Annotated in this window: 20 protein-coding genes and 1 pseudogene; 7 read left to right on the forward strand and 14 right to left on the reverse strand. The window is 34.8% G+C overall.

The genetic code is table 11. The features are described from left to right. Window positions 1-10 precede the first annotated feature (10 nt). The 3 genes from licT to ACQKP0_RS01840 all read left to right on the forward strand — a co-directional run bounded on the left by licT (window position 11) and on the right by ACQKP0_RS01840 (window position 3,341). The gene (gene licT, locus ACQKP0_RS01830) at window positions 11-841 is read left to right on the forward strand and encodes a BglG family transcription antiterminator LicT (RefSeq protein ID WP_427404099.1); all 831 of its coding nucleotides are present in this window, start codon (window positions 11-13) and stop codon (window positions 839-841) included. 250 nt (window positions 842-1,091) lie between these two features. Then, window positions 1,092-2,948: a PTS beta-glucoside transporter subunit IIBCA gene (locus tag ACQKP0_RS01835; protein WP_427404100.1), complete on the forward strand. Its 1,857-nt coding sequence runs from the start codon at window positions 1,092-1,094 to the stop codon at window positions 2,946-2,948. Window positions 2,949-3,182: 234 nt separating this feature from the next. Further along, window positions 3,183-3,341 carry a hypothetical protein gene (locus tag ACQKP0_RS01840; protein ID WP_427404101.1) on the forward strand — a complete coding sequence of 53 codons (159 nt, stop codon included), beginning with the start codon at window positions 3,183-3,185 and terminating at the stop codon, window positions 3,339-3,341. A gap of 110 nt (window positions 3,342-3,451) precedes the next feature. Here ACQKP0_RS01840 and ACQKP0_RS01845 read toward each other — a convergent pair whose 3' ends face one another. The 6 genes and pseudogenes from ACQKP0_RS01845 to ACQKP0_RS01870 form a co-directional block, all read right to left on the reverse strand. Next, window positions 3,452-4,885, reverse strand: coding sequence for a PLP-dependent aminotransferase family protein (locus ACQKP0_RS01845; RefSeq protein WP_427404102.1), 1,434 nt, complete (start codon window positions 4,883-4,885; stop codon window positions 3,452-3,454). A gap of 145 nt (window positions 4,886-5,030) precedes the next feature. After that, window positions 5,031-5,252: a response regulator transcription factor gene (locus ACQKP0_RS01850; protein WP_427404168.1), complete on the reverse strand. Its 222-nt coding sequence runs from the start codon at window positions 5,250-5,252 to the stop codon at window positions 5,031-5,033. Window positions 5,253-5,327: 75 nt separating this feature from the next. Then, window positions 5,328-6,056 (reverse strand): annotated as a pseudogene (locus ACQKP0_RS01855) (MBL fold metallo-hydrolase); the annotation flags it as partial. A gap of 11 nt (window positions 6,057-6,067) precedes the next feature. Then, window positions 6,068-6,631: a hypothetical protein gene (locus tag ACQKP0_RS01860; protein ID WP_427404103.1), complete on the reverse strand. Its 564-nt coding sequence runs from the start codon at window positions 6,629-6,631 to the stop codon at window positions 6,068-6,070. Between the two features lie 26 nt (window positions 6,632-6,657). Next, entirely contained in the window at window positions 6,658-7,857 is a 1,200-nt protein-coding gene (locus ACQKP0_RS01865) for an FAD/NAD(P)-binding oxidoreductase (protein ID WP_427404104.1), read from the reverse strand. A 283-nt stretch (window positions 7,858-8,140) separates the two neighbouring features. After that, a complete protein-coding gene (locus ACQKP0_RS01870; RefSeq protein ID WP_427404105.1) occupies window positions 8,141-9,868 on the reverse strand; it encodes a methyl-accepting chemotaxis protein in 1,728 nt (575 codons plus the stop codon). A 344-nt stretch (window positions 9,869-10,212) separates the two neighbouring features. Here ACQKP0_RS01870 and ACQKP0_RS01875 point away from each other — a divergent pair, with 344 nt between their 5' ends. After that, window positions 10,213-11,037: a hypothetical protein gene (locus ACQKP0_RS01875; RefSeq protein ID WP_427404106.1), complete on the forward strand. Its 825-nt coding sequence runs from the start codon at window positions 10,213-10,215 to the stop codon at window positions 11,035-11,037. Window positions 11,038-11,340: 303 nt separating this feature from the next. Here ACQKP0_RS01875 and ACQKP0_RS01880 read toward each other — a convergent pair whose 3' ends face one another. The 4 genes from ACQKP0_RS01880 to ACQKP0_RS01895 form a co-directional block, all read right to left on the reverse strand. After that, window positions 11,341-12,039, reverse strand: coding sequence for a GNAT family N-acetyltransferase (locus ACQKP0_RS01880; RefSeq protein ID WP_427404107.1), 699 nt, complete (start codon window positions 12,037-12,039; stop codon window positions 11,341-11,343). A 200-nt stretch (window positions 12,040-12,239) separates the two neighbouring features. Continuing rightward, complete coding sequence (locus ACQKP0_RS01885; RefSeq protein WP_427404108.1) at window positions 12,240-12,794, reverse strand: DUF4825 domain-containing protein; 555 nt, start codon at window positions 12,792-12,794, stop codon at window positions 12,240-12,242. Further along, window positions 12,784-13,467, reverse strand: coding sequence for a permease prefix domain 1-containing protein (locus tag ACQKP0_RS01890; RefSeq protein ID WP_427404109.1), 684 nt, complete (start codon window positions 13,465-13,467; stop codon window positions 12,784-12,786). The genes ACQKP0_RS01885 and ACQKP0_RS01890 overlap by 11 nt, the downstream gene beginning before the upstream one ends. Further along, window positions 13,460-13,810 carry a PadR family transcriptional regulator gene (locus ACQKP0_RS01895; protein WP_427404110.1) on the reverse strand — a complete coding sequence of 117 codons (351 nt, stop codon included), beginning with the start codon at window positions 13,808-13,810 and terminating at the stop codon, window positions 13,460-13,462. The genes ACQKP0_RS01890 and ACQKP0_RS01895 overlap by 8 nt, the downstream gene beginning before the upstream one ends. Before the next feature lie 410 nt (window positions 13,811-14,220). Here ACQKP0_RS01895 and ACQKP0_RS01900 point away from each other — a divergent pair, with 410 nt between their 5' ends. Next, complete coding sequence (locus tag ACQKP0_RS01900) at window positions 14,221-16,296, forward strand: carbon starvation CstA family protein (RefSeq protein WP_427404111.1); 2,076 nt, start codon at window positions 14,221-14,223, stop codon at window positions 16,294-16,296. 5 nt (window positions 16,297-16,301) lie between these two features. Continuing rightward, window positions 16,302-16,496, forward strand: a complete 195-nt coding sequence (locus tag ACQKP0_RS01905; protein ID WP_427404112.1) for a YbdD/YjiX family protein — start codon at window positions 16,302-16,304, stop codon at window positions 16,494-16,496. Between the two features lie 277 nt (window positions 16,497-16,773). Here the strand turns inward: ACQKP0_RS01905 and ACQKP0_RS01910 are convergent, their stop codons facing one another. The 4 genes from ACQKP0_RS01910 to ACQKP0_RS01925 all read right to left on the reverse strand — a co-directional run bounded on the left by ACQKP0_RS01910 (window position 16,774) and on the right by ACQKP0_RS01925 (window position 20,963). Then, window positions 16,774-17,721, reverse strand: coding sequence for an endonuclease/exonuclease/phosphatase family protein (locus ACQKP0_RS01910; RefSeq protein WP_427404113.1), 948 nt, complete (start codon window positions 17,719-17,721; stop codon window positions 16,774-16,776). 352 nt (window positions 17,722-18,073) lie between these two features. Further along, entirely contained in the window at window positions 18,074-18,652 is a 579-nt protein-coding gene (locus ACQKP0_RS01915; RefSeq protein WP_427404114.1) for a GNAT family N-acetyltransferase, read from the reverse strand. Window positions 18,653-19,114: 462 nt separating this feature from the next. Further along, entirely contained in the window at window positions 19,115-19,780 is a 666-nt protein-coding gene (locus ACQKP0_RS01920; protein WP_427404115.1) for a hypothetical protein, read from the reverse strand. A gap of 49 nt (window positions 19,781-19,829) precedes the next feature. After that, window positions 19,830-20,963 carry a zinc-dependent alcohol dehydrogenase gene (locus tag ACQKP0_RS01925; RefSeq protein ID WP_427404116.1) on the reverse strand — a complete coding sequence of 378 codons (1,134 nt, stop codon included), beginning with the start codon at window positions 20,961-20,963 and terminating at the stop codon, window positions 19,830-19,832. A 249-nt stretch (window positions 20,964-21,212) separates the two neighbouring features. Between ACQKP0_RS01925 and ACQKP0_RS01930 the strand changes: the two genes are divergently transcribed. Then, complete coding sequence (locus ACQKP0_RS01930) at window positions 21,213-22,061, forward strand: MBL fold metallo-hydrolase (protein WP_427404117.1); 849 nt, start codon at window positions 21,213-21,215, stop codon at window positions 22,059-22,061. Window positions 22,062-22,069: the final 8 nt, after the last annotated feature.

The raw sequence follows: 22,069 nt of genomic DNA on the forward strand, positions 1-22,069 counted from the left end.
GCAAAGTAACTTGAAAATTGCAAAAGTCATTAATAATAATGTCATTAGTGTTTTACAAGCAGATGGTTCGGAATTGGTTATTATGGGAAGGGGAATTGCTTTTCAGAAAAAAATAGGTGAAGAAGTAGATCAGGAGAAGATCGAAAAAGTCTTTGCCTTAAAAAATAAACAAACATCCGATAATTTTAAAATGCTGCTTCGTGAAGTTCCTATTGAACTTATGGCTGTCGTTGAAGATATTATCAATTACACCAAAACGAATTTGGGTAAAAAGTTAAACGAAAACATTTATGTTTCTTTAACAGACCATCTCAATTTCGCCATGGAACGTTTCCAAAAAGGAGCAGAAATTAAAAATGCATTATTATGGGAAATAAAGCAGCTATATAGAGAAGAATTTTTAATCGGCTTAAAAGCATTAGAGCAAATAAATCAAAAGTTTCATATTGACCTTCCTGAAGATGAAGCAGGGTTTATCGCCATTCATATCATTAATGCGGAAATGAATGAAAATGTTGCAACCACATTGAATATTACGAAGTTCATTCAACAGATCATTAATATTGTAAAGTATCATTTCAATGTAGAATTTGAAGAGGACTCATTAAACTATTTTCGCTTTATTACCCATTTAAAGTTTTTCGCCCAACGCATTTTTATAGGAACACATTATGATAATGATGATGATTATTTATATATTATGATAAAACAAAAACATAAAGAGGCAGCAAAGTGTACTGAAAAGATTAAGGATTATATTAAACATACGTATAACCACGTTTTAACAAATGAAGAAATGCTTTATTTAACGATTCATATTGAACGGGTCGTAAATAGATAAGTGAATATCTTTTATTTTTACAAAAAAGTAGACAATATACATTACTTAAAAAATTCCGAATGATAGCGTTGACAAAATAATCATCTCAATATACACTAACGTTATATAAATATAATAACTTTCAATCTAGGATTGTTACTGATTATGCAGGCAAAACCTAAGTCTTGAAAAATAGTTGAACAGAACTGTCTACTATTTTCTATGGCTTAGGTTTTTTTGTTTGCTAAATACAAAACTCGGAGGTATTGGAATGAGCTATGAAAAATTAGCCAAAGAAATATTAGAGCTAGTCGGTGGAGAGAAGAACGTTATATCGCTCGTCCATTGTGCAACACGATTACGTTTTGTATTAAAAGACGATTCAAAAGCAAACAAAGGAAAATTAGAAAATACTGAAGGTGTCATCACAGTTAAAGAAAGTGGAGGACAATTCCAGGTAGTTATCGGAAATACCGTTCCCGAAGTGTACAATGCATTTGGAAAAATATCAAATCTATTAAACGATTCAAAAAAAGCAGATGCTTCAAATGAAGGAAGAAAAGGAAATATCTTTGGACGTGCCGTAGATGTAATCTCAAGTATATTTGCTCCATTACTCGGTGCAATGGCTGGAGCAGGGATATTAAAAGGCTTGTTACTCATAGCAACTAATTTAGGTTGGCTGGATACATCAGAAACCACTTATACTATTTTAGCAGCGACTGCTGATAGTTTGTTTTATTTCTTGCCATTGTTATTAGCGGTAACAACTGCTAGGAAATTTGAAGGAAATGTATTTACTGCATTAACAATTGCAGGTGCACTACTTTATCCTTCTATCATTGCTCTCAAGACTGAGGGTGTGGCAACAACATTTTTGGGAATTCCTGTAACAATGATGAGTTATTCGTCAACTGTTATTCCGATTATTTTATCTGTTATTGTAATGAGCAAACTTGAAAAGATATGTAATCGTTTCATCCACGAAAGTGTTAAAAATTTCTTAACACCATTGATTTCTCTTGTTGTCATGGTTCCTCTGACCTTAATTGTATTTGGACCGATTGGAGTCAATGTGGGCAACTGGATTGCAACTGCCATTCTCTCAGCATTTGCTTTTAATCCTATGATAGCGGGTGCTATTCTAGGTGCTAGTTGGCAATTACTTGTTATCTTTGGTGTTCACTGGGGATTGATTCCAGTTTTTATCAATAACATTGCTGTAAACGGCAGAGATGGGATCAAGCCAGCAGCAACAGCATCAGTATTTGCACAAACAGGTGCAACTTTTGGAGTTTTTCTTAAAACCAAAAACAAAAAGCTAAAAGCATTAGCAGGTTCTGCTACCATTACTGCTCTATTTGGTATTACTGAACCAGCCGTATATGGCGTAACATTACGACTAAAACGTCCATTTATTGCGGGTATTATCGGCGGTGCAATTGGTGGTGCAATTATTGGTCAAGCAGGTACACAAGCATTTGCTTCTGGTGCACCTGGACTTCTAACACTGCCAATTTTCTACGGACCTGGTGGTCAAGGATTTACTGGGCTCATAATTGGTATCGTAGTAGCATTTGTAGTCTCAGCTGTATTAACTTATATTTTAGGATTTGAAGATCCTGTTGAGATAGATGAACCTACAAAAGTTTCAAAAGATGCTAATGAAAAATCTGACGAAGAAATATTAAGTCCACTAGAAGGAACTGTAATTGCACTTTCTAAAGTTCCAGATCCAGCATTTGCATCGGAAGCAATGGGGAAAGGTATTGCTATTGAACCAACTTCCGGGAGAGTAGTATCACCTATAAATGGAACTGTAACAGTGGCTTTCAAAACAAAACACGCGATTGGCCTTGTTTCAGAAAGTGGAGCAGAAATTTTAATACATGTTGGTATTGATACGGTTCAATTAGATGGTAAATATTTCACTTTTCACATCAAACAGGGGGATCAAGTAAAAGCTGGCGACCTTCTTGTTGAATTTGATATTGATCAAATTAAAGAAGCAGGTTACCAAATTGTTACACCAATCATTGTGACAAATACCTCTAATTATAAAGAGATTACAGCTACTAAGAAAGAATCTGTAAGTGAACAAGAAAAATTACTTAGCCTAGATATATAAAATTTACACCGCCTATAAAAATGGCGGTGTTTTTTAGATTTTCCCCTTTCAAAAATAGACACTAAAGTCCTTTACCAGGCAAAAAAGTGGATGGTAATTTTCCTTAGCAATTGGATGGTCCATTTCACTATATAGTCATTTATTATTTGTTATAAAGATGAACAATTTTACATTTAGGCAGGAGTAATTTATTCATCTTCGCTAATTAATAGAATGATATATGGGGATGATGAAATGACGCAATATTTAATAGAAGTAATTGGTGTACTGATCATTGTGATCGTTTTTCCCGGAGTGATTCTAATGTATGAAATGCTTAAAATGTTTCCTTCAGACTCAACAAAAGTAATTGATCCGCCCCCTGCCAAAAAGGATCAATCAGCTGTTATTTAGAGATAATATTACATGGAGCTTCCCGATTTCCAAGTCAATTATGATATGAGTAATTGACTTGGAAATTGCAAAGGCTTAACTTAAAAATCTATTAAATGTTTCTTTCTACTTCAATGAAGCATTTCTACTGCATTCGCTAAACGTTTAATTCCCTCAAGTATTTTCTCTTCGTTCACTCTTGCAAAAGTAAGGCGGATAAAACCTTTTTCTGTACCAAGAGTAGTTCCTGGTGCAAATATCACCCCTGCTTTTATTGATTGTTCTAAAAGCTGAAGTTCATTAAATTCATTCTTAAACTTGCACCACAAATGAATCCCTCCTAAGGGAGTAAAGCATTCAACATGATCACCAAAATATTTATGAATCTCATTCAATATCAAGTCTCGTCTCTTTTTCAACTGCAGCTTCAATAATGGCAGGTGCTCGTCGAAATAATTTGAGCTTAAAAACTCATTTCCTATCCACTGTGAAACTGTTGAATGGCCAAAATCAAATTGTTGTTTGGCATCAGCTAACCTTTCAATTACTGAAGTGGGTCCAATAATCCAGCCTATTCTCAATCCAGGTGCAGCAATTTTTGATAGCGAACTGATATATAAAACATTTCCGTTTGTATCCATAGATTTTAATGTTGAAACATCATCCTCAATAAAAGAAGTTAAACTGTAAGGATCATCCTCAATAACCGGAATTCCGAATTTAGATGAAAGATCCAGTATTCTTTTTCTTTGCTGGTAAGGAAGTAAGGTTCCAGTTGGATTTTGAAAAATAGGATTTAAAAAAAGCATCTTGATTCGATGTTTTCTATGTAAGTCAATCAAATCATCTGGATTAATGCCTTTTTTTCCAACAGATAAATAAAAAACTTTTAAACCTGCCGTTTTAAAAATAGGCAAACTAAAACTATAAGAGGGATTTTCAATGGCTACTGCATCTCCAGGCTTCAATAAGCATTGAACGACAAGCTGTAAAGCCTGCTGAGCTCCAGAAGTAATAAGAACAGAGTCAGGATTTGTTTCTATATTTCGATAGTCTCTAACATGGTTGACAATTGTTTTACGAAGATCAATATTTCCTTGTGGATGATCATAACCTAAATATCCAGTAAATTCTTTAGTAGAAATGGTCTTCCGTATAAATTCATTAGGAAATAAATCCTCCGACAATTCGCCACTGGCAAGATTAATTAAATGATCTTCTTCCATTTCTTTCCGCAGACGCTGTATGACTGGGATGTTTGGCAAAAAAGTTCCCGCCTCAATATACCTGTTCCAACTAGGGATACGCTTTTTAGTAAGGCCCCAAATATCCCTGCTTATTATCGTACCGCTTCCCTTCTTCCGGTCGACCAATCCATTTGCTTCTAGCTCTGAATAAGTCGCCACTATAGTACTGCGATTCACTCCATATTTACTTGCTAAACTTCTTTCAGAAGGAAGGGGTTTATCCAGCGGAAACGTACCATTTGCAATTCCATTTTCTATATATTCAGCAATTTGTTTATAAATTGCTTTTTTTAACTTTCTATCCGGCATCCAATCCATTTATAAACAATCCTTTATCTAAAAAATAGATATGACAAGAGATTCACTTTTTGTGTTACAACTACTTATCATTGTAACTAATAGAATGATCTTAGCAAGGAATCATATAGTTGATTGAAAAATCCATCTAAATATTCCTTTCTGACTAAAATAAGTCGACAAAGTTGTTTTTAAATGCATATTTTATCAGCTCATGCTTATCCTTCAAACCGAGCTTTTGCATGATATTTGATTTGTGATTTTCGACCGTTTTAGGACTAATTCCTAGTTGCTTTCCGATTTGAACATTTGTATATCCTAAAGAGGTTAAGCGAACAACCTCTTCCTCCCGCCGTGTTAAGACAGACTGCGGTTCTTCTGCATTCACTAATCTCTCTAGCTGTTCATCCGGAATTCTTGTTTTGTAATATCGTTTACCTGTAAGGACGGTTTGAATTGCATCGTACAATTCATTCGCATCACTGTTCTTCAATAAATAGCCTTGGATATGACATTGAATAGCTCGTCTTACATAGATTTCTTCATCATGCATTGTTAAAACTATAACTTTTGTATTTTTCACCTCAGATAGAATCGTTTTCGATGCTGTAAATCCATCTTGCAAATAATCCGGCAACTCTTTGAACTTTTTCAAAGAGTTGAACATTTGTCTTGCTCCTAATTCAGCTGTACCTCCCTCTCCCGCTGCTTTTTCAAGTAAATCTGGACGACCGATATCACCGACAAAAACGAAATCCCCTGAAAAGATTCCCATCGGTTCAGTTGAGCCTCCGCCTTTATCTGTCAGCACGAAAGAAATGCTTTCCGGCGTGTGTCCAGGTGTATGCATCACCCTAAATTCAATATACCCAATCGTAAATATGCTGCCTTCTTTCAGCAAAACATGATTGATATCATGAATATATTGATATTTCCAGTTTTCGTCGCCTTCATCTGATAAATATAATGTAGCACCGAGCTGTTTTGCCGCTTCCCTTGAACCCGATACAAAGTCAGCATGTATATGGGTCTCTGTTGCAGCGATAATATTTAGCCCTTCTTTTCGAGCTGTTTCTTTATAAATCTCTAGATTACGAGCAGGATCGATAATAATCGCTTCTCCTGTTCGCTGACACCCAACTAAATACGACATGTGAGCTAGATTTTCATCAAAAAAAGAACGAAAGAACATATTCATTCCTCCTATTTAACTTTCATATTAATAACTTCTAGTAATGATTCAAAATACTTAAATCCCTTTTGGATAGTAGGATCTTTTAGTAATCGATACAAACGTAAGATTGATATATTACTTGTATCTTTATTTTCTTGATAACGTTTATTCGTTTCCTTCATAATTTCGATACCCTTTTGTATCGGCATCACATCGTCTATTCCACGAATTAAATAATCTACTGATTTAGAATCTCCAAGTATATTTGTTATGAAAATTGTAAATTCTTCCATCTTATTGGTTAGTGGGACAAGCTTAGGTAAAAATTGAACGAGTGTCACCATTGCTTCCAAGTGATCCTTATTTAAATGCAGTCTTTCTACTTTTTCTTCCGCTTCATTTACTAAACTATTTAAAGCTTGTTTATCGTTTAATGTATTTGTAACAAATGATAATTTATCTTCAATCGATTGAATGGCTGCAGTAAACTCAGGGAGTTTCTTTACAAGATAAGAAAGCGACTCTATTTGTTCACTCTTCTCTAACTCTTGTAAAACGACATCAAAATCCGTATCTGTTTTCATATTGTTCATTATGCTCCCCCTCTCCCTTAAATTTCTTACATAACACCTTTAAGCATTCCGTTAAAGTACATAATCGGTAAAAGATTCTTTTTCACTAGATACATGCTCATTCTTTCTTTTGATTGATCTAATGGGAAAGATTCCCTTGGATTTTTATCATAATCAAATTCAGCTAATACGAGTTTGTTATAGCCAGTTACTAATGGACATGATGTATATCCATCATATTTTGCTTTCATTTCTCTATTATTCATAATGGCAAGTAAATTTTCCGCTACAACAGGAGCTTGTTTACGAATTGCTGCTCCAGTTTTTGATGTTGGAAGATTAGAACTGTCTCCTGCTGCAAAAATATTGCGGTATTGATTATGTCTTATGGTAAACTTGTCTACATCAACAAATCCCTCTGCATCTGCAAGCGGACTTTGGGAAATAAATTGAGGTGCTCCCATTGGCGGTGTGACATGGATCATATCGTAATCCTTTGTCATGATTTCATTTGTATCGATATTTTTAAACATCGCTTTTTTCTTTTCAGCATCTATTTCTATCAAGTCAATTCGGTACTGTGTTTCAATGTTTTTTCGTTCAACGACTTTTTCTAGTGTATCTGCATAGCGTTTTACACCGAAGATCGTAGGCAAACCACAAGCAAATAAAATAGATGATTTATGACGAACACCTGAAATTCTGAAGTAATCATCTGCTAAATACATAATTTTTTGCGGTGCACCGCCACATTTTACTTGTGTACTAGGCTGTGTAAAAATAGCTGTGCCGCTTTTGAAATTTTGAATAACTTCCCATGTACTTTGAACATAGTCTACAGAGTAGTTACTGCATACTCCATTTTTCCCGATCGCTTCTTTTAACCCTTTTACTTTATCCCAATAAATTTGAAGACCTGCTGTTACGACGAGATATTCATAGTAAATTTGAGTTCCCTTACTTGTTAGGATGATATTTTCATCTGGAAGAAACTCTTCTACTGCTTCCTTCACCCATTTTGCCCCTTCGGGAATTAAGGTTTCTTGGTCACGAACAGAGTCCTCAATATTCGCTGCGCCTCCACCGACTAATGTCCACAATGGTTGGTAGTAATGCTTTTCAGATGGATCAATGATGATTATTTTGTCCTTTAGGTACGGAGCACTTCTTAATAAACGTGCTGCAATCGATATCCCCGCTGAACCAGCTCCTACAATTGCTATTTTTGTATTAAGCATATTTGCCATTCTGTTTCCTCCTTATATAGTGGTGGTGATTAACCTTTGGTGAAGCTGTATATAAATTTTATTAAAACGCTTTCACGGGATATATAGGGGAAATCCCCCAAAATTTAGTGAGGTGTCAGGCACCGTTCGTAGACAAATCTATGTTTTTTCCACTCCAGGTGGACACTTTGGTATTAAGAGGAATTCCATAGAAAGAGAGAGAGGAGAAGTTATGACTTTCTTAATTATAAGCGATACCGTAGTAAGGAATTTTCCATACTACGGTATTGTTTGTCATATCTATTTATTTACTTAATTTAAAATGGGACACAGAGTGATTCAACTCTTCCGCTAATTTTGCAACAGATTCTGAATTGGCTACTATTTCATCCATTACACTAGTCGATTGTTGAGTAGAGGCTGAAGTTTGTTCAATGCCTGCCGATGATTCCTCTGCAATTGCGGCAACATTCTCTAATGAATGATTAATTTCTTCACTTTGCTTGGAAATCGCATTTAAATTCCCTGAAATTTTTTGTATTTGTGTTTGCATGCTCAATACTGAATGATTAATTTCAGTAAATGTTTCTCCTGTAGTTTTTATCTTCTTTGTTCCCTCAGCTACTTGTGTAAAGCCATGTTCTAAAGCGATAACCGTATCATTTGATTCATTTTGAACACCTTCAACTATTTTCACTATATTTCCTATCGATCCTGATACCTGCTCTGCTAATTTCCGAACTTCTGCCGCTACAACTGCGAATCCTTTACCATGTTCCCCTGCTCGCGCCGCTTCTATTGCAGCGTTTAATGCCAGTAAATTGGTTTGGTCAGCAATATTTTGAATAACTTGAACTAGCTTAGAAATCTCTTTTGCTTGTAAGTCTAGGCCCTTAACCTTTTCAATTGATTGCATGACCCCTTGATAAATTACTTCCATTTGTTTCTCAGATTCACTCATCAAATAATAACCATTTTTAGTTAATTCAATAACCTTACTTGAAGAATGACTAAGCTCATCGCCTTTATCACTTGCTTCTTGAATTTGGTAAGAAAAAGTTTGCATTGTCTGAGAAACTTGATTAGCAGAATTCGCCTGACCATCTGCCCCATCTGATAATTCATTCATAGTGATGGCAATCTGTTGATTGCCTTCTTTCACTTCGTTTGTGCCATGCAAAAGTTGGTTAGATGTAGACACTAATTTAGTAGAATTATGATGTATCCCCTGAATAATTTGCTTTAAATCATCCATCATCTGTTGGAATGCGGTTGTTAAAGTTCCTATTTCATCCATTCTCTGTGTCTCAAGAGTAATGGACAGGTCACCATCACCTACTTTTGAAATCTTATTTGTCAAATCCTTTAACGGTTTGATTAAGAAATGAGTAAAGCCATAAACAACGATTAGACTGATTAACAAAATAATTAGAGTTAAAATAATTATTTTTTTCTTAAAAGATCCCATTGCACTATATAATTGATCTGCATTTAAATCTGCACCAACAATACCAATCACTTCACCAGATTCGGACTTCAGTGGAACATATGTTGTAATAAGACCTCCATATTCTTTCGTGTTTGACATCAAAATTTGCATCTTCCCAGTTTCAAAAGCTTTCACAATACTAGGAAAAGTACTTACATCTTCTTTATCTCCCAGTTGTGACGCATCTTTATCCCCTAAAGGCTTTCCGTCTACCATATAAAAGTAATCATACCCATTGTCAGTTTTTTTACGTGACATTGTAAACAAATAGTTCAAACCTGTTCGTTCTCTGATATCATTGAGTTCCGACCGAAGCTCTTTATAGTAATCAGTTTCTCCGGTATCAATTGATATTTCTTGTTGATACCTTTTTATATCAATTATTCCAGCTGCTTGTTTTGAGATATTTCCTGCTACATCACTTAAAGAATCTTTAGCTAATTTAACAGAGGAAATATAACTTAGATAGGAAATACCCAAGCAAGATAACAACACAACTGTTGAAAATATCAACATCATTTTAAAACGAATACTTTTTTTCACACTATAAACCTCACATTCTTTTCCTATGAGCTCTTATTATTCATAGGTAAAAATAACTACTATTTTCGATCCAACTATCCATTATACACCCAAAATTATCCACTAAGCTATTGAAAATCCAATTTTTACATTCAATTAATTAATTTGGATACGTATTTTGCATTAACATCCAGAAAAGTAATAGATTGAAAGAAAAATTGTAGTTATAATGGTAGTAAATTCATAATTAAACGAAAATTAAGGTTAACTCAATACGGAATGATCGATTGAGGGAATTTTATATTAAAAAGTTAAAAATTCACAGTACTTCTTATCACTTGTTTTTTTAACGCAAATGGAGGTGTATGATTCTGAAAAATCAAATAACCAATTTCATAATAGAATCTGTTTTTCTTCTTTGTTTAACTATTTTGTTAGTCTTTGATTATTTCCCACAAAAAACATTAATTAGCATTATTCCATTTGGAGCTATTAAATGGATCATCATTGCAGTGTTTTTAATCAGTATGATATTTAATCAAAATAAAAGCTCCAACGCGAAAGAATCCTTTAAGCGATCTCTTTTTCTGTTATCTTATTTCATATTATTAATTGGTTTGTTGAATATACTTGGAGGAAAATCATCAGTCGGAATCTCTTTCGACAGCTTCTACTTTTGGATTGTGGTCATTATTGCAGTATGGGAGATGAGGCAACAATACAAGAAAATGGGACATTCTTCGCTAATAAAATTCAATATAGTGGCTCTAATTCCAATCATTGTCATTTTTTCATTTAACTATTGGAATGACTATCGGGAAAGGAACTTAACTGAATTAATAAGATACAATCCGCAAGATTTTTTATCAATTAGATTTACAAATAACATAACATCTGATCATCTATCTGAATGGTGGACGAAAGACAGAGAGGCAACAGATGAATTGATAGAATATCTTAGTCAGTTTCGTGTAAAAAGGGTGAAAGAGAACGAGTTTGCGAAATTAGATACACATAAAATGTTTGAATTTACTATTACACATGTTCATTCAAACCCAGCCATCGTTTATGCAAAAGAAAATTTTATTCACATTTTAGTAGGAGATTATTATCAGGTTTTGAATGGCCCAATAGATATGGAATGGATAGATAAATACAACGATAAATATCGAGACAAAAATGTAGAATAACTTTAGATGTATTTTCGAATGTAACTTTATTAACAAAAGATGCAATCCGTGAAAGCATATTCATCTATTTTTAATTTACTCTGCTCAAACTAAACGATTAAACAATGACACCTTTGCTTATTTTCAAACGGCTTCTACTATTAAAAAGTGGTCAAAAAGAAAATGTAATCATTTCGCTTTTTGACCTCCCACACAATCGGTATTATGGTTTTCACGATTCTAATTTATTGTACAATTAAAGCCTATTTATATAAAAAATAAAAACACTCTATTCATGACAACGAAAAAATTCACTATCAATACCTATCTTTTGCCAAACTCAACCCAATACTCGCTATCCTTCACTTGCATTTGGATCCCCCGCCAGCCTTTCTTTAGAAGAGCTTGCTGACCAGAAATATCATCCATTCGAAGTGTAGCTGTTTCTTCCCATTTCCTATCGCTTTTTTCTTCTAGTCCCTTAACAAAGATATAACGCAGGCGGCCGCCATATTTTTCTTTTAACGCTGCCATTTCCATGTCTTGAGCAAATTTATCTTTTAAACTAGGAATATTAGATGGAGCTACGGTACAACAAATATAAGCATAATTGTTCGTGTGTTTTTTGAGTTCCTGCATAATAAGTGTAGCTAATGTTTGCTGCAATCGATTGCCACGGTATTCAGGATGCACATTCGATATTTCTTGGTAAATAACTTTTGACAAATCGTTTTCTCCTAAACCAATATCCAATCCTAAATGGTCCTGATCGATTTCGGGTACAAGAAGAGCACGAAAGGCAATGAGCTGTTTCTTAACAAACGCCCCAATCATGAATCCATTTCCACCTAATATATTTTCAAACTCCTGGGTGTTTAGCGGCTGTAGAATCTCTTTGTTTTCCAATGCATCAACAACCAGCTCCTGCAAGGTTAATATTTGCTTTATATGAGACATCGATAATGGAGAAACTTGATATTGCTCCTTTTTATTATTCAATGTACCTTCATAGATGATTTCCAACATTCTTCCCCCTTAACATACGCTACCTTAATATAGCGTCAACTCTAGTAAAATCTCCATTCACTTTTACACCTAGTCCAAGGGTATCAACCGTATAGTATGTAAATTTTTCGAAATTTCTAGCGGCCATGTCAGTTGGCAACAAGTACTACAATATGGTTGAACAAAGCCTAAATAAAATCTCCATGTTATTATTATTCCTATTGTTTCACTAGTACTTTTTCTGCAGATGTAACAAATTCGCTATCATTCAATTTATTTTGTACTTCTTTATTCCAATGATCTTCCTTTAGTATTTCTCCAAAGTTACTATACAATTTCTCAACATCTGTTCGTTTAACTTTATAGGATGTCCCTGGAAAATTATATATAATCGCTTGCAAGTTATCGATTAGTGCAAAAGCAGCAGTTGAATTATAAATCAATGATTGATTTACCTTCACTTCACCGATATTCCAAACCGTCTCCTTATAGTTCACTTCCAGTGCTAGGTCATCACTATAAAGTTGAAATGTTGTTCCAACATTACTGAGTGGAAGGTGATTAAATAAGTTTATGAGATTCCCAGCATTCCCCATATATTTATTCTTAAATTTTAATATACTCTTTATGTCATGAGTTGTCGGTTCTTTTTGCTCTTCCAAATATTTATCCGCTCGTACATTCTGTTGAGGGACAATCCAATAGTTAACCACTCCATATAAAATAATTCCTATAACGACTAGGCCAATAATTATTCTATTTCTAGTTTTCATCCATGTCACCCACCTCATACTTTTCAATCACTTTTAAAGCAGTATTCCACATTAAAGGGACGACAATGGTTATGATTGGAAGAATAAAACGAATCGCTATAATCGCAAACTGATAAGGTCCATCAATATGAATTGGCCTTAAAAACCATATATTGCTTCCAAAATGAATAGCTGTTGTAGATAATGTGACTGCTACTATAAACAAAATCCAAATGATCCATACTATTTTTTTCTGCTTTGAAAGGGGTGTAATATTTACAAACTTTTTCGTATTTAAATAGGTTTTCCCTTTTTTGTTGTAGAGTACTAGATAGCCAATACCGACAATGATTGTGGCAATTAATAGGAGTGTATTAATAGATGTACCGCTCAAACCTATTTGTAAAGGAATGGTAATAATCCATGCAACGAGAAGATAAATTAACCCCCATTGAACCAATTCAAGCTTAAATTTATTAATAAATACATTTTTATTTCCATCAATGAGATAATCGATACTGGTAATACTTTGTTTTGCTTCATGAAGAGCAGATATTTCATCGAGCCCTTTCGCTAGCAGATCAGCTTTTTTCGATTCAAGATTCCCGAAGATTTCTTCCTTCAATTCTTTAATTTGCTGGGTCTCGGGATATTTACTAAATAAGGTATCGACATACATTTTTAACTCATTCATCTTCCCCCGCACTCCTTTCAATGAGCTGATCGATTAATTTTTTCGCTATTTTCCACTCTGCAAGTGATTTTTCATAAAATTCTTTGCCATGTTGTGTAATTTTATAATATTTACGTCTTCCCCCCTGACTTTCATCACCCCAATAAGATTCTATAAGCTTCTGGTTTTCCAATCGTTTTAAACTGGTGTAAAGAGAAGGTTCTTTTAACTCATATTGACCATTACTATTTATCCCAATGGCTTTAATAATTTCATAGCCATAATTGTCTTTATCCATTAACACACGCAAGATAATGGTATCGATATGACCTCGAATAAAATCACTTCTTATATTTTCGCTCATAAAATTATTCACCTCGTTAATTGCATCATAAAACATATTACTATGTGTGTCAATGTAATATTTATTGAATAGTAATTTAATGAAAGTGGGAGTTAGAAAACTTTATAAACCTTTGTTTCATTGTTATTAATTATCAGATCTGCAACTTTTATTTGGTTTAAAAACATTGCCAAGTAAAAATATTTTCAATTCGCCATGGTTCGTTCCCCTAGAAAATACCAAAATTTCGCCAAAAATATTAACTGAAAATTTAGTGTTTTTAATCAATTTATCTTGATAAAACAGATCGTCTAAGGTATTATTTTCTTTAAATTACAAATATTTAAAAAAGTCTTAGAAGCGAGGTGACTTTCTTTAAAAAATAAGATATCTGCTAGCAAAAAGATTGATATGAAAGGGGAGGTTGAAAAGTGAATAAGAAAATACTTTCTATTTTAATTTGGACTATTATTTCTATTTTAGGTGCTATTGCATTTGCACTGCTTGGATTGGCAAATGGGGAAACCATTTCTGCCGCTTGGCTTATTGTTGCAGCTGTTTGTACCTATGCTGTTGCCTATCGTTTTTATAGTAAATTTATTGCTTATAAAATCTTCAAATTGAATGATCAACGTGCAACACCTGCAGAAGTAAATGATGATGGGAAGGATTATGTACCTACAAACAAATGGGTACTATTTGGCCATCATTTTGCAGCTATTGCCGGTGCTGGCCCACTTGTCGGGCCGATTTTAGCCGCTCAAATGGGTTATCTTCCAGGTGCTCTTTGGATCATTATTGGAGTAGTATTAGCTGGTGCGGTTCAAGATGCTGTTATTTTAATGGGGTCCATGCGCAGGAATGGGAAATCTCTCGGTCAAATGGCCAAAGAGGAAGTGGGGCCATTTGGAGGTATTATTGCATCAATTGGTATTCTAGCTATTATGATTATCTTATTAGCTGTTCTTGCACTTGTAGTTGTGAAAGCGCTCGCCGGTTCTCCTTGGGGTGTATTCACGATTGCAGCAACGATCCCAATTGCTTTTCTTATGGGAGTTTATATGCGTTTCATTCGCCCTGGGAAAGTACTTGAAGGTTCAATTATTGGATTTGTCCTATTAATGCTTGCATTATGGGGCGGTCAATATGTTGCTGCAGATCCAGAATTAGCAAAAATGTTCACATTTACTGGTGGACAGCTTGCCATTATGATTGGTATTTATGGATTTGTTGCATCTATTTTGCCTGTATGGCTATTGCTGGCACCACGTGATTATTTAAGTTCCTTTTTAAAAATTGGTGTCATCTTCTTATTGGCAGCAGGGATTTTAATTGTACTTCCAGATTTACATATGCCAAAAATCAGCCGATTCTTTGATGGATCAGGCCCAGTATTTGCCGGAAATCTGTTTCCATTCTTATTTATTACCATTGCTTGTGGCTCTGTATCTGGTTTCCATTCACTCGTTTCATCGGGTACGACACCGAAAATGCTTGAAAAAGAATCACACTCCCGCTTTATCGGATATGGCGGAATGCTTATGGAATCCGGTGTAGCCATAATGGCACTCATTGCAGCTTGTTCACTTCATCCAGGTCTTTATTTTGCGATGAATGCACCTGCAGCAGTAATTGGTACCGATGCTAGTGCCGCTGCAAATGTCATCTCTTCTTGGGGCTTCCAAGTAACAGCTAGCGATATTACAAATGCTGCAAAAGAGATTGGCGAATCCACGATTATGTCACGGACAGGTGGTGCTCCAACTTTAGCAGTAGGGATGGCAGAGATTTTCACAAGCTTTTTGGCAGGAGCAAAAGCATTTTGGTATCACTTCGCTATTCTATTTGAAGCCTTATTTATTTTAACTACGATTGACGCTGGAACACGTATTGGAAGATTTATGATGCAGGATTTAGTTGGAAATTTCTATAAACCATTTGCAAAAACAAATAATCTGTTAGCTAATATTATTGCTTCTGCAATCATTACAATCGGTTGGGCATATATCACTTATCAAGGAGCAATCGACCCATTTGGCGGAATCAACTCCTTATGGGCACTCTTCGGTATTTCCAATCAAATGCTTGCTGCTATTGCCCTTGCCGTTGCAACAACAATTATTATCAAAATGGGCAAAGCCCGTTATGCATGGGTAACGATTATCCCATACGTATTCCTTACGGTAACAACACTCACAGCAGCATTTATGAAACTATTTTCAAAGGTGCCTTCGATTGGATTTTTTGCCCATGCAAAAATCTATCAAGATGGGATAGATGCCGGAAAAGTGCTTGCCCCTGCTACCGATATGAGCGTCATGAAGCAAATTGTTTTTAATGACAGGTTGGATGCTGTATTAACAATTATTTTTATCGCCATCGTTCTCTTAATGGTAATTGCTTCATTTAAAGTTTGGTATAACATTTTAGTTAAAAAGAAAAAAGTAGTCTTACATGAATCACCTTTCGTTCAATCAAAATATCCTAATATTTCAGTTGGAAGGTGAGTTTGATGAACAGACTCTCTAAATCTATAAAAAATATGAGTTGTAATATAAAAACGATCTTTGGTTTACCAAACTACCAAAATTATGTTGACCATCGTAAAAGAAAGCATCCGAATGAGCCAATCATGTCGGAAAAAGAATATTATATGTTTGCATTAAAGGAAAGATATGAGAGCGGAAAGGTAAACCGTTGCTGCTGATTAGAAAAGCGGAAGCGGCTTGCTCATCGACGTACGGATTTCGTAGTCTTTGACTGAGATAAAGGAGACACGGCGAGGGAAGAGTCGATGTTGACTTATCGTAGGGAGAAGACGGAGAAATCCGCTAGTCGACGGCTGCTTGCGCTAGACACAGCAGACACTTTTCATATCTAATATCCTTAGTAATTTTTATACTTCCTTATCTTTAAAAAAAGGACGCCTAATATATGTTATACATATAGGTGTCTTTTTTTCAGTACCTACTTTGTTTAATCCCCTATAAAATCAATCTTCCTGATACTCCAGCATGATCAGATGGCCAAAGTCCCTTGGCTGTTCGATCATGCTGCTTTTCTCCAACTACATTAGATTGTATCGGCCGCCACCCATTTTTAAATAAAATAAAGTCTATTCTACTATCCAGCCCTGACACAGCATTCAATAAGTCAGGATCTTGACAACAGGTAAACCGATGTCCCTTACCTACCTCTCTCCATACATCATGAAAACCTGCTGAAATAAAGTTTCTGTAAGTAATTCCGTTACCCTCAGCATTGGAGTTTAAATCACCAGTAATAATAAGGGGCAGCATGGTGTCAGCTGGACCTTCCAGAATCTCTTTTCCTTGTTCCACTTGAATATCGGTAACCGTATCTAAATGAGTATTGATCATCCTAAACATTTTCCCATTTGACTCAACATCAATAGAAGACCACCCTCGAATGACCTCCACTCTGTGCCCTGCAATCTGTACGTTTAGATTGTTCTTGAAATTCGCTTCCATTCTTTCTGCAATCTTGAGACCACGAGCTTTTCTAATTAATATTACATCCCTGTCCAACACCTGGATTAAATTACCACAGTTATCCGGGAGCTCGACCGACAAATTTTTATTTTGTGCAGCAACTTCGTAATCTAAGCCTCTCTTTTTCAGCTCAAACTGCAACCATTGTACATAGTCATAGGTGACTATTCGAAAATTTGGAATTACGAGCTGCCACCTTACAGCTTCTTGTAGACCGATAAAATCAGGTTTCTTCCGAGCAATCTCATTGGCTAAAACTTTCACTCGAACAGGAAAATTGGTTGCAAGAAATTGCCTGAATACTTTGGTAACCATCTTAGGAATTTGTTCCTGTCTAATAGATAAAAGAGATGTCAGTTCGGCTCCAAGATACAGATTCCATGTAAGAAACGAAAAACGAAAATCATTTCTTTTTTCCATCTTTCTACACATCCAATCTTTAATTCTATTCATAGTAGATGAATAAACAAGACGAATGGAAACGGCCTTTTCGATATTGTTAAGCGTAAATATTTGGATTGCCTTTTCATTCACGGCTTTTATAATTGGATGAACAATAAGTAATATTCACTAAAAGGAATTGAAAGAAAACAGCGAATAGATAATAAAAAGAATTTACAACTGGAAATGGAACACTTAATGGGGAAGAGTAAAATGATTAATCTTCATAAACTCTTTTTGATGACCGTGAATTGAGAAATAAGCATTGGATAGGAGTCTTTCACTCTCTTTGATGACCGTTCAACAGAAAAAATAGTCTGGATGGGATTCATTAGCTTTCTTTGACAGGAGTGGACTGCTTTACCATATAATCATACTCGTGACCATTAATCTCAATCACCTTTACCTTGTTGTAACCGAGCTTTATGTATAGTTGTTTTGCACGAGGGTTATCTTCTGCAACATTCAAAGAAACGCGGTTGTAGCCTTTTCTACTCGCAAGCTTTTCAGCTTCTTGAATTAGTAAGGTGCCTATCCTTTTCCCCTGGTACTCAGGTTTAACACTTACAGTATCAAGATAATAATCTCCATGATCTGCTTCTTTATCCAGACTAATACTACTCTCGTCAGATTTCCTGTATAATCGTTCAAGAATCGGTTTATCCAAAGCCTCCGCATCATCCCCGGCATAAGCAATAATTATTCCGGCTAAGTTATTATCAACTTCCATCACTAGACAATTTTGATAGCTGAGACGATTGTCCTCTTGACTAAACAATTGAGCTAATACTTCTCTAATTTTTGTTTGTTCCGATTCACCTGTTAGAGATTCTGCAATATCATGAATGGCAAGATGAATTAAATATGCCGCTTCTTTTGCATCGTTTTTTTCTGCATATCTACATTTCATATTAAATTTTACCTCCATCTAACATTGGGTTAATTAACGCTTTATTTCCCCCACCAAAATATGTAGAACTAATTCATTTCTCAGTTCAACTATAACTGATTTATACTAAGGATAAATAATATATTTGGAAAATGAAAGCAATTGGTCTTAAAAATGAATAAAACTACTTTATTAAAGATAAAGTAGTTTATGAAAAAATATTAGTAAAACAAGATTAATTAAAAGAAACAGTGTTATCTACTTTGGATTAGAAATGATGAAGAACCACTATCAGCCTTCAAGTCTTTTTTTGCATAGGCTCTTTTCTTAAACTTTGTTGCTATTTTTACGGTTATTTTCCGCTATCAAAATGAAATATAAGATGTTGAAAAGAGCACGACACTATATTTATTCAGGATTCACCCTTTATGCGAAAAGCAACAATCTATACGAAAACTGCCTTTGCATATATAATGGCTTTCTCTAAATTATTTTATTTGAATCAATAATTCTCCATCCTAATAAGATTGTCCAAAATAATGGAATTCCGGATGTTATAGGAAGTACTATTACACCAAAGGTAGGAAGACATAGTGAAATGATGATCCCTATTACCCCAATCCATCCACCGAAAAAACCAATAAATATTATCCATACTGGAATTTTTTCGAAACCAATAATTTTTAGCTGCATGCAAAATAATGATACCCCTATCCAAGTAAGAATAACTGCTATGTAACCGCTTAAAAGACCAAAAGCAAAAAGTGCCTTCCAGACTATAAAAACAGAGTTTTTAAATACGGATCCAGCTGTTAGGATGGGTAGAGCAGTTAACTCCATACATAAAATTAATACCCAGATCGTTAAAGAAATAATAAAAAGACTACCATAATTCCGTGAAATAGAAAAAGAAGATAATAATTCAGTTTCCGCAACAAAAAGCCCAATTAACCACAATAATACTGCAAACAGCATAATGCTATGATCAATTTCCCACATCAAAGGATTCTGCTTTATTTCTTGAAATGCAGTTAATCCATCCCACGGATTAATTGTAAGTGGGTGCAGCACTGTTGAAACAATAATAAGGACGGCACCTAACAAAATCATGTATCCTATTAACTTTTTTGATAAACCGTTATGTTTCATCATATACCTCTTTTTTATCATAAATCTCTATAATAAAAATTTAAAAAGACTACGTTTTTAAGATTACTTTGATGCAATTATCTTCTTTATCATTAAAAATTCGGTATCCGTCACTGGCTTCGGTTATCTTTAACCTATGTGTAATAATTGCAGTTGGATCAAATTCTCTCTCCTCAATTTTTCTAAACAGTTCAGGCATATAGTGAATAACTGGTGCTTGTCCCATCTTCAATGTAATATTTCTTGCAAAAAACGGACCAAGAGGGAAAAAGTTATATAAACCACCATAAACACCTGTCAATTGAACAGTTCCGAACTTTCGAACAGCCTTTGTAGCAATTTGAATAGCTCCAAGTGTTCCTCCTTGAAGCTTAAATGTTTGTCCTACTTGTTCAAGAGGAGACTTTTTCCCATCCATCCCAACACAATCGATAACAACATCTGCCCCACCTTTGGTTATTTCTTTTAAGTGCTCCCCCATATCTTCATATTCTGTGAAACTAAAGGTTTCGACTTGATTAATCTTTTTTGCATGGTTCATTCGATACTTCAAGTAGTCAATCGCAATGACTCTTTTTGCCCCTTTCATCCAAGCAAATTTTTGAGTCATTAAACCAATAGGACCACAACCTAATACGATGACAGTATCGCCCTGCTTAACTCCAGCATTATCAACACTCCAATAAGCGGTAGGAAGTACATCCGATAAAAATAACAATGACTCATCTTCCAATTCACACGATTTAGGGACGACAAAAGGGGTAAAGTTGCCAAACGGAACACGAAGGAATTCTGCTTGACCGCCTGGATAATTACCAAACTTTTCGGAGTATCCAAAATATCCACCTGAATCGTAATGTGGATTTGAATGATCGCACTGACTCTCCATTTCATGTTTACAGTAGTAACATGAACCACAAGCAACATTAAATGGAATAATAACCCTATCACCTTTTTTCACTTTAGTAACTTCAGGTCCTACATCTTCTACAATTCCCATTGGTTCATGTCCAATAATATACCCTTTCGGAAGAGGGAAATTCCCTTGATAGAGATGAAGATCAGACCCGCAAATTGCTGTGGTAGTAATACGAACAATAATATCATCTTTATTTTTTATTTCTGGATCTGGTACCTGTCGAACCTCAATTTGCTTTTTGCCTTGGTATGTTACAGCTCTCATAGTGCCACCTCATTTAGTACATCTCAATATGAGGTTGTACATAATAAAGTTTTCTTATTCATTTGACCATCCTTGTAGTTCGAAGATAAAAAGATAACCATTACTTGAGATTATGGAGAATTTATCATTACATGCTTATATTTCGTGAATAATAAAACCGGTAACAAATTGATTAAAGTTTTGTTCATAAATAAAATTCTCAATGAAAAACTATCTATGATTTCAAAAAAATTAAAGGAGGGAAAATATATGGATAAGAATATTGATATTTCATATGGAAGTGATTATAAATATATTCCTGCGACATCTATAGGTAGTGGAATTGGAATTGAAGTTTTACCAGATTTATTCTGCTTTACTATTCAGATCGTCAATATTTGTTTGGTAGGATATCCTCATACTCGAGACTTTGTGTTAGTAGATGCAGGCATGCCAGAATCAGCAAATGAAATCATCTCAATCACTGAAGATAGATTTGGTAAAAATAGCCGACCAAAAGCAATCATCTTGACTCACGGGCACTTTGATCATGTGGGGGCAATTATTGAATTAGTGAAATATTGGAATATCCCTGTATTCGCGCACGAAAAAGAACTTCCATTTTTAACTGGAAAAATGAGTTACTCAAAACCAGATCCAACTGTGGAAGGAGGATTAATCGCAAAAATCTCACCATTTTTTCCAAATGAACCAATAAATTTAGGGAATTCCATTGAAATACTTCCTAAAGATGGAACTGTTCCGTTTATGAAGGGCTACCGTTGGATTCATACACCAGGACACTCACCAGGACATGTATCTCTATTTAAAGATGAAGACCTCTCCTTAATTGCCGGGGATGCTTTTGTTACTGTAAAACAGGATTCATTATATAAGGTATTAATCCAAGAACAAGAACTTAATGGACCTCCAAGATATTTTACAACTGACTGGAAATCAGCTTGGGAATCAGTAAAAAGGCTTGAAGAGTTAAACCCATCAGTTGCAGTAACTGGCCATGGATCACCAATGTCAGGTGAACGGCTATCAAGAAGTTTAAAAAAATTAGTGAATGAGTTTGATAAAATAGCCATTCCAGATTACGGAAAGTATGTTTAAAATCAATC

Origin of the sequence: Heyndrickxia sp. NPDC080065, assembly GCF_050281185.1 — a bacterium.
In the GTDB taxonomy this organism is placed as follows: Bacteria; Bacillota; Bacilli; order Bacillales; family Bacillaceae_C; genus Heyndrickxia.